Origin of the sequence: Mucilaginibacter arboris (genome assembly GCF_009754915.1) — a bacterium.
Taxonomy (GTDB): Bacteria; Bacteroidota; Bacteroidia; order Sphingobacteriales; family Sphingobacteriaceae; genus Mucilaginibacter_A; species Mucilaginibacter_A arboris.
Genome location: NZ_WPIK01000001.1, coordinates 198,292 through 211,054, shown reverse-complemented (window position 1 = coordinate 211,054; position 12,763 = coordinate 198,292). Strand labels below are relative to the sequence as shown.

General features: G+C 38.8%; 15 protein-coding genes. 9 read left to right on the top strand and 6 right to left on the bottom strand.

Annotation, left to right across the window (positions count from 1 at the left end; genetic code table 11):
* The first annotated feature begins 7 nt into the window (after nucleotides 1-7).
* From GO621_RS01015 to GO621_RS01005, 3 genes are all read left to right on the top strand, one after another.
* Nucleotides 8-1,072 carry an HlyD family secretion protein gene (locus tag GO621_RS01015; RefSeq protein WP_157563143.1) on the top strand — a complete coding sequence of 355 codons (1,065 nt, stop codon included), beginning with the start codon at nucleotides 8-10 and terminating at the stop codon, nucleotides 1,070-1,072.
* A gap of 4 nt (nucleotides 1,073-1,076) precedes the next feature.
* Entirely contained in the window at nucleotides 1,077-2,627 is a 1,551-nt protein-coding gene (locus GO621_RS01010) for a DHA2 family efflux MFS transporter permease subunit (protein ID WP_157563140.1), read from the top strand.
* Between the two features lie 231 nt (nucleotides 2,628-2,858).
* Nucleotides 2,859-3,380 (top strand): GNAT family N-acetyltransferase, encoded by a 522-nt coding sequence (locus GO621_RS01005; RefSeq protein ID WP_157563137.1) that lies wholly within the window; start codon nucleotides 2,859-2,861, stop codon nucleotides 3,378-3,380.
* A gap of 92 nt (nucleotides 3,381-3,472) precedes the next feature.
* Here GO621_RS01005 and GO621_RS01000 read toward each other — a convergent pair whose 3' ends face one another.
* Entirely contained in the window at nucleotides 3,473-5,305 is a 1,833-nt protein-coding gene (locus GO621_RS01000; RefSeq protein ID WP_157563135.1) for an FAD-dependent oxidoreductase, read from the bottom strand.
* A 64-nt stretch (nucleotides 5,306-5,369) separates the two neighbouring features.
* On the opposite strand from GO621_RS01000, the gene GO621_RS00995 reads away from it, so the two are divergent.
* The 5 genes from GO621_RS00995 (at nucleotide 5,370) to GO621_RS00975 (ending at nucleotide 8,530) form a co-directional block, all read left to right on the top strand.
* Nucleotides 5,370-7,043, top strand: coding sequence for an amidase (locus GO621_RS00995; protein ID WP_157563133.1), 1,674 nt, complete (start codon nucleotides 5,370-5,372; stop codon nucleotides 7,041-7,043).
* Nucleotides 7,044-7,075: 32 nt separating this feature from the next.
* Entirely contained in the window at nucleotides 7,076-7,594 is a 519-nt protein-coding gene (locus GO621_RS00990) for a YfiT family bacillithiol transferase (protein WP_157563130.1), read from the top strand.
* 58 nt (nucleotides 7,595-7,652) lie between these two features.
* Nucleotides 7,653-7,835, top strand: coding sequence for an AbrB/MazE/SpoVT family DNA-binding domain-containing protein (locus tag GO621_RS00985; RefSeq protein ID WP_232335559.1), 183 nt, complete (start codon nucleotides 7,653-7,655; stop codon nucleotides 7,833-7,835).
* Nucleotides 7,836-7,979: 144 nt separating this feature from the next.
* Nucleotides 7,980-8,222 carry a hypothetical protein gene (locus GO621_RS00980; RefSeq protein ID WP_157563127.1) on the top strand — a complete coding sequence of 81 codons (243 nt, stop codon included), beginning with the start codon at nucleotides 7,980-7,982 and terminating at the stop codon, nucleotides 8,220-8,222.
* Nucleotides 8,213-8,530: a type II toxin-antitoxin system RelE/ParE family toxin gene (locus tag GO621_RS00975; RefSeq protein WP_157563125.1), complete on the top strand. Its 318-nt coding sequence runs from the start codon at nucleotides 8,213-8,215 to the stop codon at nucleotides 8,528-8,530. Before GO621_RS00980 ends, GO621_RS00975 begins: the two co-directional genes overlap by 10 nt.
* 33 nt (nucleotides 8,531-8,563) lie before the next feature.
* On the opposite strand, the gene GO621_RS00970 is transcribed toward GO621_RS00975, so the two are convergent.
* The 4 genes from GO621_RS00970 to GO621_RS00955 all read right to left on the bottom strand — a co-directional run bounded on the left by GO621_RS00970 (nucleotide 8,564) and on the right by GO621_RS00955 (nucleotide 11,140).
* Complete coding sequence (locus GO621_RS00970; protein ID WP_157563122.1) at nucleotides 8,564-9,364, bottom strand: hypothetical protein; 801 nt, start codon at nucleotides 9,362-9,364, stop codon at nucleotides 8,564-8,566.
* A gap of 11 nt (nucleotides 9,365-9,375) precedes the next feature.
* Nucleotides 9,376-9,897, bottom strand: a complete 522-nt coding sequence (locus GO621_RS00965) for a heavy-metal-associated domain-containing protein (protein WP_157563119.1) — start codon at nucleotides 9,895-9,897, stop codon at nucleotides 9,376-9,378.
* An 85-nt stretch (nucleotides 9,898-9,982) separates the two neighbouring features.
* Entirely contained in the window at nucleotides 9,983-10,354 is a 372-nt protein-coding gene (locus tag GO621_RS00960; RefSeq protein WP_157563116.1) for an HYC_CC_PP family protein, read from the bottom strand.
* Between the two features lie 108 nt (nucleotides 10,355-10,462).
* The gene (locus GO621_RS00955) at nucleotides 10,463-11,140 is read right to left on the bottom strand and encodes an OmpA family protein (protein ID WP_157563114.1); all 678 of its coding nucleotides are present in this window, start codon (nucleotides 11,138-11,140) and stop codon (nucleotides 10,463-10,465) included.
* A 71-nt stretch (nucleotides 11,141-11,211) separates the two neighbouring features.
* Here GO621_RS00955 and GO621_RS00950 point away from each other — a divergent pair, with 71 nt between their 5' ends.
* Entirely contained in the window at nucleotides 11,212-12,036 is an 825-nt protein-coding gene (locus tag GO621_RS00950) for an NAD(P)-binding domain-containing protein (protein WP_198170089.1), read from the top strand.
* Here GO621_RS00950 and GO621_RS00945 read toward each other — a convergent pair.
* Nucleotides 12,033-12,599, bottom strand: coding sequence for a thiamine pyrophosphokinase (locus GO621_RS00945; RefSeq protein ID WP_198170088.1), 567 nt, complete (start codon nucleotides 12,597-12,599; stop codon nucleotides 12,033-12,035). The genes GO621_RS00950 and GO621_RS00945 overlap by 4 nt on opposite strands.
* Nucleotides 12,600-12,763: the final 164 nt, after the last annotated feature.

Below are 12,763 nucleotides of genomic sequence, written 5' to 3'. Positions count from 1 at the left end.
AATTAATATGGCACAAGAAATAGAAACAGAAGAACCAGTAGTTACCAAGAAACCGAACAGGGTAATTCCTATTATATTAGGTTTAGTACTTTTAACAGGTGTAATATTTGGTATCAGAGAATATATTTATTACAGCAAACACGAAGATACAGATGATGCACAAATTGACGGCGATATCAGCCCGGTAGTTGCACGTGTGGGAGGTTATGTAGATAGCATTGCTTTTGAAGAAAATACGCACGTTAATAAAGGCCAGGTTTTGGTAAAGCTGGATGACCGTGATTATAAAGTAAGGTTAGAACAAGCACAGGCAGCACAAAAGGGTGCAGGGGCAAGCGTAGGTGTGGGCCAGTCTCAAATAACTGCTACCTCTGCTAATTCTGCAAGTGCACGTGCACAGGCTGAATCTGCAAAAGCGAGATTAGAACAAGCAAACAGAGATTATGCCCGTTATGCTAACTTGGTAAAAGATGGTTCTGTAACACAGCAGCAATTTGATCAGGCTAAAGCAAACAGAGATGTGGCACAAGCCAATTATAGCGCTGCACAAGAACAATACCGTGCTGCACAGCTACAAATCGGAACTACCAGAAATCAATTACAAGTAACCAATACAGGAGTAAACCAACGCCAGGCAGATGTCGATTTTGCAAAATTACAACTATCATACACCACTATTTATTCGCCTGCAAGTGGTATTATATCTAAAAAGAATGTACAAAAAGGGCAATTGGTACAAGCGGGACAAACTTTGTTTTCGGTAGTAAATGATAACAGTATTTATATTACGGCTAACTTTAAAGAAACCCAGTTAGACCATTTACGGAGCGGAGAAAAGGTAGATATTAATGTTGATGCTTATCCTGGGTTAAAATTACAGGGAGAAGTTTATAATTTTTCGCCTGCTACAGGAGCCAAATTTTCATTGCTTCCTCCGGATAATGCTACCGGTAACTTTGTAAAAGTTGTACAACGTGTACCGGTTAAAATAAAAATCAATGCAAATAAAGAAGTAATGGAAAAATTACGCCCGGGTATGAGCGTTGATGTTTCTGTTATTTATAAAGATTAAAACAATGGCCGAAACTGGTTTTAAAAAATGGATCATTACCATAACGGTAATCACCGCTTCTTTGCTGGAGTTGATTGATACAACCATTGTGAATGTTTCCTTACCACAAATACAGGGTAACCTGGGGGCAACCCTGGAAGATGTTGCTTGGATTACAACCGGGTATGCGGTAGCCAACGTAATCATTTTGCCAATGTCTGGTTGGCTGGGCAGCTTTTTTGGAAGAAAAAATTACTTTTTAGGTTCTATCGTACTGTTTACTATTGCTTCCTTTCTTTGCGGCAATGCACATAGTCTTTCCGAGTTAGTAGTTTTCCGTATTATTCAGGGGGTTGCCGGCGGCGGATTAATATCAACTGCCCAGGCTATTCTGTTAGAAACCTGGCCACGCGAACAGGTAGGTACAGCAACGGCATTATTTGGTTTAGGCGCCGTTGTCGGGCCAACCGTTGGTCCAACAATTGGTGGTTGGATTACAGATAATTATTCCTGGCCCTGGATATTTTATGTAAATATACCGGTAGGTGCTTTAGCGGCCTTTTGTACTTATACATTTGTTCGTGCTACACCTAAAACCGGAAGAGACAAACCTATTGATTGGTGGGGAATTGCCTTATTAGCGGTTGCGGTAGGAAGCTTACAAACCATTTTAGAAAAAGGGGAATCAGAAGATTGGTTTGCAAAAACTTATATCCTGGTATTAACCATTATGGCTGTTCTCGGCACCATCTTATTTATATGGCGTGAGTTAAGTACTGATAATCCAATAGTTAACTTCAGTATCATGCGGCACAGGAGCTTTTCGGTCGGGATGTTTACTTCTTTTATCTTGGGTTTTGGTTTATATGGTTCGGTGTTTGTATTTCCAATATTCTGTCAGACGTTGCTTGGTTTTACCGCTGCGCAAACTGGTAAAATACTTTTTCCGGGAGGGTTGTTTACAATATGTATGATGCCTTTTATCGGTAAAATGCTTAACAAAGGTGTTCCTGCACAATTTATGGCAACCATTGGCATGTTCCTGTTCTTTGTGTTTACGCACATGTTAAGTAATTCGACACTTGAAACAGGAATTGGTGATTTCTTCTGGCCGCTTGCTATTCGTGGTATTGGTATGGCACTGCTTTTTGTACCATTAACAACGCTGGCCATTGCAGATTTAAAAGGGCCTGAACTCGGACAGGGAACAGGCTTAAATAATATGATGCGGCAATTAGGAGGATCTTTTGGTATAGCGGCATTAACTACTTTAATCCACATCAGGCAAGGTGTTCACCGGAATAATCTTTTAACTAATATTAATCCTTATAACCCTGCTTTTGTGCAGCGTTATAACATGTATGTCCAAGCATTTTTGGCAAAAGGTAAATCTATGCTGGATGCCACACACATGGCTTACGGTGCAATGGAAGGGGCAGTAATCAAACAATCCCTGCTGTTAACTTATGATGATGCCTATTGGGTATCCGGATTGATCATGTTGTGTTCGATACCACTTTTGTATCTGCAGCCTTTTAGAAGAAAGCCTGTGCAGATGCCTGTGGATGCCCACTAAAATAAAAAGCCGTTCTGTAAAAAAACAGAACGGCTTTCCCCCAAAAAAAAATTAACAATTAGAATGTAAACCGCTTATTATTCGTGCTGCAACTAAAGTACTGGAAGTAAAATCGAATCAGGTAGAATAAATAAGCTTTTAATCTCTTTATAAAATTATACTTTAATATCTGTTAAAACAACTGTTTGCATCAATTTATTTGAAAAAAGTTTTACACATATTTGTTAATAAATGATATTGAAGGGCTTTAGCTTTGAAATTCGTCCCTATAAAAAAGGCGACGAAGTTTCTTTACAAAAATATGCTGATGATCCAAAGGTTGAAGCCTATTTGGATAACAGGTTTCCTTCGCCTTATACGCTTGCTGATGCTGATTTTTGGATAACCTTACAAACGAAACAGCCTGAACCGCAAACTAATGCAGCTCTAATAATAGGTGAGGAAGTTGTGGGAGGAATTGGTGTTGACTTGCAAAATGGGATTTATTGTAAAAACGCAAAAATAGGTTATTGGTTAGGCAGCCCGTTTTGGGGAAAAGGCATCATGGCGGAAGCACTTGCTTTGTTTACCACCTATATTTTTGATCGGTTTGCTATTGAACGAATTTATGCCGGTGTTTTTGCCAGTAATCAGGCTTCTGCAAAAGTTTTACAAAAAGCCGGTTATCAACATGAGGCCACTTTTAAAAAGTCACTTTATAAAAATGGTTTGTATGATGATGAACTGATTTTTTCAAGAAGGAGACCTGTTTGATCCCATATCGATCTGTTTTATCAACCACAAAGAAACTACCGGTAAAAGAAGCATGCATTATTTTGCCAATGCTTCTTTTACCAGTAAAAAATTCAGTTTAAAAGTTTCCCTGTTAAATCTATCGAACGGTCAAAAGGTTTCAGGTAAACATCTGCCAATGCAGCAAATTCTCTTCTTGTGATTGGCCGGCTTATATCAAATGCAGTGTTTAAATGCAATTTCGTTTTCCAGTCGTTTTGAATTTGCAACCGGAATGTTTTGGCATCGCGCAAATTCAGCTCCTCAATAAAAGAAAGCATATTACCAATGGTAAAAAATTCAGCAGGTTTGGTTTTGTTGAACCAAAGGAACGAACGGGTATAAATTTCACTTAAAACAGGTTTTATTTCAGCCGTTTTTACAGCAGAATCAGGCAAAAAGAAAACAGGGGCAGAACCGCCCGAAGGTTTTTGCACGCCTTGAAGCAATCCGGTTACACCAATTTTTTGGATCGCAATAAACTGTGGGTCATTTTGCTTCACATCTAAAAAAGGCATTAAATAGCCATGATAACTTAATATCTCATTCTGGATCAAGCGAAGCTTAATACTTTTGGTAGTGGTTTTAAAAAAGGCACAATAAGCAGCAATACAACCAATGCCTTGTCCAACTGTCATTTGTACCGATGGGTACATGGTACTTGCATTTACCAAATGTGTAACAGACATCGCTTTTTCTGCTACCAAAAAATTATCAAAATCCTTTACAATTGCTGCTCCTGCCGAAATACTGTAAGCCGGAAAAGCACCATAATTGGTTTCAGGAGCTTTGCCAAGCGGCAAAAGATGCTGGCCAGGCGAAGCATCGCCAATTCCAATAGAAGTACGGTAAAGTTTGGAAGAACGGCTGTAAGGCGTATAAATATCATCTAAAACCATTTTGATAACGCCTTTGCTTCGTCTTACTTCGCGGATATAAGGAAGATAAGGTAAATGATCGACAGAAGCAAATTCTAAATTATCCAGACTGATGTTTTTATAACCCAACTTTGTTTGAAGATAATAAACCAATCCCAATGTTTTTAAGCGGGCTTGCTGATAAGCATTTTCTTTTGCCGAAGCCGAAGCAAAATCAGCAATGGTAACCGGGTAATCATTTACGCCTTTTACTTTAAGCATAAATTTATCGTTGGGCAACCGGCCGCTTTCCAAGGTTTGTTTAATGTTTTTGCTTTGGAGAGAAGTGTATAAATGTTCATCATATCCTTCGGGCTTTGGAATGGTTCGATCAGCCGCACGTCCGTAATCTCGTAAAATTGCAATCCAGGTTATGTTTTGAATGATTGGCAGTGCTGTTTTTGGCGCCCATTTTTCTCCGGTTTGTGCTTCACTTTCAAAACCAACATCAAATGGTACGCCTAATTTAGCTGCTACGTCTCCGGTCTCTGTTCCATCAACTACAACTTGCGCTTTGATGATAGCATTTTCTCCGTTAATTTTTGCGGTAACTTCATAACCTGTTCCGTCTTTTTTTATGCCGGTAAAAGAAGCATTCAAATGAACGGTGAGGTTTTTAGCCGTATCTGTAATTTTTTTGAGGACAGCCGCGCCAGCAGCAGGTTCAAAACGAAGAACGGCATTGCTGGTGGTATCAAAACCAGGCGTAGTTTTATAATATTCTTTGATCCGTTTTCTGAATTCTCCCCAAATTCCCGAAGGAAAATTTCGGTTTCCATCTACAACACACATCGCGGCAGAAGTTAAACTACCGCCCAGCCATGGGCCAGGTTCTAAAATTATCGTTTTTACATTGCTCCTTGCGCTTTGGATTCCGGCTGCCACGCCTGCTGCGCCACCTCCAATTACCAGTACACCGGTTTTAATGGTTTGGGCAAAAGCGGCGCTGTTAAAAATGAATGTAAATAAAAAGATACAAATTTTTTTCATTGAGCCGAAGTTAACAAATTACAAAACGCTATTTTTAGAACAAACGGTTAAACAAGTTACATTGATGAGTATTTCTACCAAAAAAATTCTAACCATCACTTTTTTGTGTGGCTTCAGCTTTATTTGTGGTGCTTTTATCACCCAAAAACTAGAAAATAGTCCGATAACAGTTGCGGTGGTCAACGAAGCTGAAAAAATAACTGGCATTGAGTTTTCTCTGGCTCAAGCTGATTCAATGCTGACTGGGTTGAACGAGCACCGTAAAGCGTATGAAGAGCTGCGCAAATTGCATCTTCCAAATAACGTTGTTCCAGCTTTAAACTTCAACCCAATTCCCGTGGGCTTCGTTTATCCTGATAAAACCAATGAATTTTTGCTTGATAAAAGAAGCACAGCCAATATGCCTGCGGACAAAAACGCGTTGGCTTTTTATACCATTCGTCAATTGGCTGATCTGGTCCGTACTAAAAAGATATCTTCTGTAGAACTGACTAAATTCTTTATTGAACGATTGAGAAAATATAATCCTAAATTATTATTCGTCGTAAATTTTACAGAAGAATTAGCCTTAAAACAAGCAGCACAAGCCGATGCCGAAATAAAAGCCGGACATTATAAAGGTATTTTGCATGGTATTCCGTTTGGTGTAAAAGATTTGTTAGCAGCAAAAGGTTATAAAACAACCTGGGGTTCTGTTCCATATAAAAACCAGGAGTTGGATATTGATGCAACAGTTGTAAAAAAACTGGAAGCAGCAGGCGCTGTGTTGGTTGCTAAATTAACTTTAGGTGAACTTGCTTCGGGCGATGTTTGGTTTGGCGGAAGGACTAATAATCCCTGGGATATTAAGCGCGGTTCCAGCGGTTCTTCGGCTGGCCCGGCTTCTGCGGTTTCTGCCGGTTGTTTGCCTTTTGCCATTGGTTCAGAAACGTTGGGTTCTATCGTTTCGCCTTCTACGGAATGTGGTGATACCGGTTTGCGCCCGTCTTTTGGCCGCGTTAGCAAAACCGGTGCGATGGCTTTAAGCTGGACAATGGATAAACTCGGTCCGATTACCAGAAGTGCGGAAGATTGCGCCATTGTTTTTAACGCCATTCAGGGAACTGATCCGCAAGATTTAAGTACCATTGCTGCTCCTTTTAAGTACGATGGCAAACAGAAATCGTTAAAAGGCTGGAAAATAGGATATTTAAAAACAGATTTCGACCGAAGCCGCTTTAACCGGGAAAGTGATTCATCAACCTTAATAAAACTGAAAGAATTAGGTGCAGCATTAGTACCGATAGAATTGCCAACGTTGCCTTACAACTCTTTGCGTTTTATTCTGGAAACAGAATCCGGGACAGCTTTTCAGGAACTGGTTTTAAACCATCAGTCTGATTTGATGGTCCGCCAGGGAAAGGGCGGCTGGCCAAATATTTTCCGTACGGCACAATTTGTTCCGGCGGTTGAATATATCCAGGCAAACCGTGTTCGTACAATGGTGATCCAGGATTGGTACGAAAAATTAAAAGGCCTGGATATGTATATTGCGCCAGCTTTTTCCGGTAACTTAGTGCTTACCAATTTAACCGGAAATCCTTGCGTAGTTTTACCTAACGGTTTTAATAAACAAGGCCGGCCGGTTAGTATTACTTTTATGGGACAATTATTTGGCGAAGGAAAAATTCTGGAAGCAGCTAAAATTTATCAGGATGCAACGGATTTTAATAAGAAACATCCGGAGCTCAATTTTTAGGTGATAAAAGAAGCATTTAATTAAAAAAGATCATGACAGACGAAAGATATCCCATTGGAAAATACACAGCACCAGCATCCTTTACGGAAGAACAAATGCGGTCCTGGATACAGGAAATAGCCGATCTGCCCGGACAAATGCGCCAAGCCGTAGCCGGGTTAAATTACCAGCAGTTTGATACGACATACCGTTTGGGCGGATGGACGATCAGGCAGGTAATCCATCATGTTGCGGATAGTCATTCCAACAGTTTAACGCGTTTTAAACTGGCTTTAACAGAAGATAACCCAACCATAAAACCTTATCAGGAAGCAGACTGGGCTTTGCTGCCAGATTATAAAATGCCGGTTGCGCCATCTTTCCAAATGATTGAAGGCATACATTTTCGTTGGGTAGAATTAATGAACTCTTTAACAGAAGAACAATGGAGCCGTACTTTTTTTCATCCGGCTACTCAAAAATCAGTTTCACTTAAAGCCGCTTTAGGTTTGTATGCCTGGCATGGTTTGCACCATTTGGGACATATTAAGGTGGCGATGGGGAAGGTGTGAGAAAAATTAAAAATGTTTGTGTTCTTTTATATTGTTATAATTTGTTATAACTTTAAATATGAAATCGACAATAAGAAATATTGGCAATTCAAAAGGTATAATTCTACCTCAAAATATTCTTAAAGAATGTTCAATTGAATATGAAGTAAACATTGAAGTAAAGGATAATACAATTGTCATCAGTCCGGTTGAAGAGCAAAAGCTTTTAAAGAAATGGCGAAAAACGGTGATGATGAATTAGTTATTCCGGATGTATTTGAGGATGAAGACTTTAAAGACTGGACGTGGAAATAAAGCAACGTGCTATTTGAATATCTATTTATAATACTCATAATAAGTGATAGCATATAACTAAAATCTTTATTTTTGTTAAAACCTTAAAGGCATGGATTTAAAGACAAGAAAATTTGATTTTATTCAGGAGTTCTTTAAACTTCAAAGCGAAGAAGCAATTTTACGTTTTGAACAGCTGTTAAAAGAAGAAAAGAAAAAGCTTGAAAACAACAGCTTTAAGCCAATGACGATGGAAGAATTTCACAAACGAATAGATGCTTCTATAGAAGATTCTAAAAATGGCAGATTGATCGAAGTTACTGAACTTTTAGCTGAAATAGAAACTTGGAGTTAAACCTTTATTGGACTGTTGTTGCTAAAAATGAGTTGCAGAATATTTTTAGCTATTATAAAGAAAAAGCAAATTCCGGAGTAGCGAAAAAACTGACTTCCGGAATAGTGCATGAAACTTTGAGGTTAAAAACAGAACCTCGTATCGGACAAATAGAAGAATTACTTTCCAAACATGCGCAAGAATATCGTTATTTGGTTTATAAAAATTATAAGATTATTTATTGGATTAACGAGAAGAAAAACAGGATTGAAATCGCTGACGTTTTTGATACAAGGCAAAACCCTGTAAAAATTAACAGATCAGAATAAAAAGAATACTTCTTTTATCACCTTAAATTTCCCTCAAAACAAATTAAAAAAATTATACTCCAACCGCACCAAATACATATTTTGTGAATTGCGAGTCATGCTATTATACAAAGGTGTTCTGTAAGATAGATCAACCCTAAAAACACTATTAATAATAAATTGAATAGCAGGAGCAGCATCTAAGTAACTTTGCCCGTAACCCGGATTCGTTTTCCCCAATAATTCCAGATATGCGTTCACATTGGTTTGATTGTAATTGGTATAGTTTTTAGGGAAAAGCAGGTAACCGGAAGATAAAGTATAAGCAACAGCATCCCGCGCAAAACCAACAGGAATTTGGTTATGCTGATTATCCAATCCACGCAAATAACTTACAGAACCGGAAAGCGCCAGTTTATGCAGTAATTGCGTAAAAACCAAGCCGCCTTGCAAGCCCGAATTGTCTCCTTCCAAAGTAATTTCCTGGTTAATAATTGGATTATTAATGGTTGATGCTTTAATAAAAGCCGCGCCGCGAAAATGCTTCTGAACAGAATCAACCGATAAAAAACGATATTTTGCATAAGCGCTAAAACCATCTAAATGCTGTTTTTGCCGGTAAAAATCTGATACGTAACCGGAAGCATGCACCATCCAATTTTTGCTTGCGCCATACATCAATTCTACCGTATTTCGGTTACGAAAACCAGGGTTAAAGTAACCCTGATTTTCTAACCTGAGCCCTAAAGAATGTCGTGCCATATTGCTGGCCGGTTCGGTATTTACATATAATTCCTGGGCAAAAGCAGTTAAGGTTGATGCTAAAAAGCACCAAAAAAGAAATGCATATTTCATTTCCTTAACCTTTAAATAGTAACGTGGTAAACTTTCTGGCTGCCCATCATGCCGCTTTTATAGCAAGGAAAATTAGTAGTTTGAGCAGCATATTTTTTATAAGTAGAAACCGGCACAAAATTTTTATCAACTATAGTAACCGGCGTAACCCCGTTTAAAGTTTCATCCTTTACATTCAGGAAATGATACGTGTTTCCTGCGTAATTAAAATGATAATTGTTGTTGATCTTTAAGTTATCAAAATTGAAAGAAGCAGTTAGCTTATTAACAGAAAACCCCGCGTCCTGCACTTTTTTGCTGATCGCTTCCAGGTTTACAGGTGCATCTTTTTTAAAAGTGATCACAAAAAGATTGCGGTTTAAATCAGGCTTAATATCGCTGATAAAAGGCAGAGTGCGTAATGATTTTTCGGTTGCTTTAGAACACATAGAACAAGTTAAACCGCTAACTTGTAACTCGGCTTTAACAAATTGTGCTTTTGCAGCACCAATAGAAACGGCCAGAACAGCCAGTAATATTTTAAAAGTTTTCATGAAGGAATGATCGTAAAATTGTAATTGTAAAAACAGTAGAACAGCAGCTAAAAGCTGTGTTATTTTCTGAAGAATTACAATTCAATCAAATCCGGAAAGTGCAATTTTTGACAAAAACAGGAACAGAATTAAGATGTGGCGGACCGCGATCTGGAACTGGATTGGCAAATTGGTTAATAGTTAATAGCTCTTGAGAAGAAGCATAACTAAGAACAGGAACAAGGAACACTAAATTTTTGCCGGTAAAAGAAGCATGTACAGCCTGATGTGCATCTTTAACCTTAACTTCCAAATGCGTATTTTTACAGCATTTGCTGTCCATACCGCACTTTTTAGTTGGCCCGTCAATCTTTACCGATTCGATACTATTGCCGCAAAAATGCAGGTTTAAAGCAAAGCCGGTAGCTGTAACTAAATACAGCAGCACAACTAAAACTATTCCTGATCTTTTTAACATCGATGCAAAGATAAAGCATTTTTTAATAGCGAAGTACCGGTTTGCCGTAAAATAAAAGAAGCATCCCCGTTTTGCAGGAATGCTTCTTTTACCAGGTAAAAATTAAAATTATTGAGCCGTTTTTGCGTCAGCTTTCATTTTATCATTGGCTACAATTACAATTTCTACGCGGCGGTTTTGTGCACGTCCGGCTTCTGTACTGTTATCTGCAATCGGGTCGCCCTCGCCTTTTCCCTGAGTAGTTAAACGGGAACCGGAAACACCGTTAGCTGTTATTGCAGATTTTACAGCTTCTGCCCGGCGTACAGATAAATCCTGGTTATATTGCGCAGAACCGGTATTATCCGTATAACCGATGATCGAAATATTGGTGTCCGGGTTTTTTTGCATAGAAGCTGCCAGGTTTTGCAAATTAGTGGTTGCAGCAGGCTTTAAATCGGTTTTATTTACATCGAACAAAATGCCCGAATCAAATTTTACAATCAAACCTTCTCCTTCGCGAACTACATCAGCTCCGGGAACGGTTTGTTTAATTTCTGCTGCCTGGCGGTCCATTTTCCTACCAATAAAAGCACCTGCAGTTCCGCCAATTGCACCGCCAATAATGGCTCCAATGGCTGTATTTCCTGCTTTTTTACCAATTAAAGCACCAATTGTACCACCGGCTCCGGCACCAATAGCTGTGCCTTTTTGGGTTTTGGTGAAAGATGAACAACCGGTGTTAAACGTTGCTGCCATAGCAATGGCTATACTGGTAACGGCTAATTTTCTGGATAAAATTTTCATAGTTGATGATCGTATTTAAGTTGCATGATTACAAATGAGATGCCAAAATGATTTGGTTTATCTTTGCTAGAATGAGCAGCAAAGGTAAAAATAAAACAATAAGCATTGCAGGATGCGGCTGGCTGGGCCTTCCGCTGGCACAAAAACTGGTTAAAAAAGGCTGGCGGGTTAAAGGTTCTACCACAACCCGGGAAAAGTTAACGTTGCTTGAAAAAGCTGCAATTGAGCCTTTTTTAATGCAGTTAGGAAATTTAAAAGAGCAAGTTGACCCGGTATTTTTCAATTCAGATTTTTTGTTGATCAATGTGCCGCCATCCAGAAAAAACGCCCAGGCTGGTTACCTCGAAAAAATGCAAGGTTTGCTGCCTTTTATGCACGCTGCCACTATCGGCAAAGTTATTTTTATCAGTTCTACTTCTGTTTACGCTGATGTTTGCCGCGAAGTTACCGAAGCAGACGAGCCGAGCAATCCATCGGAATTGCTGCTGGCAGAGATGCTGTTTTTACCGGATAAAAACTTTGATACCACTGTGATCCGTTTTGGCGGATTGTTTGGCCCTAACAGAAACCCGGGAAGATTTTTCAGGGATAAAAACAGTATTCCCAATGGCTTAGCTCCGGTTAACCTGATCCATTTAAATGATTGTTTGGGTTTGATCGAAGCTGTTTTAAACCAGCAAAAAACCGGAATTTACAATGCAGTTGCACCTTCTCATCCCACTAAAAAAGAATTTTACGGCAAGGCAATTTTAAGATCAGGTTTTGCTGTGCCGGATTTTTTGGAAGAGAAAACGCAATGGAAAATCATCAGCCCTGATAAAATTATTGCTGATTTGAATTACCAGTTCCAATATCCTGATTTAATGAAATGTTTGGATGATCCGGCTGCTTTTTAAATATCTTCCGCAATAAATAAATAAGGTTGCGCAAATTTCAACGTAAAAAAACCATCGTTTTTTGTTTTAAACTGATTTTGGTTGATTTGCTCCAGTCCGCTTTGTTCCAAATCAGCAGGAATATCATCAATATAAATGAGTTCTCCTGCTGCTTTCCATTTACTGAAACTGCTGCTTACCGGATAAATTTTTTGATGATTGCTGAAAATAACTAAAGTGATCTGATCCGCGTAAACCAGAAAATCTGCCATGCTTCTTTTACCGGCAATAATATTGACTGCCGGATATTTTTCGCTGATTAAAAATTGTAATCCTGCTTTTAGTGCGTCTTCCTCAACTGTAATTAAGCGCAAGTTTTCCTGTAAAAATACCGGTTCGGTTTGAGTAAGCAGCACATCAAACTTAATCCCTAAACTGTACAGTTTCTCTGCAGCATCATCCGTTACCAAAACTGTCGGGCTCCATTCTAATAATTGGCCCAGGTGCTCTTCATCAAATAAATCCAGCTCTAAAATAAGTAAAGCGGGTTCTTGTTTTTCGCGAACAACGTGATGGGAAGACATAGGAAAAGGTAAAGGGTTTTAAGGTGAAAGGAAAAAGGTTTTAAGGTGAAAGGAAAAATTTGCAAGTGTTTAGGTAAATTTAGAAAAAACTTTAGGCTTTTTCGTTCTTCCTCTTACCTTTCAACCTTTTACCTTTCACCTCTTAACCTTTTACCTTAAAACCT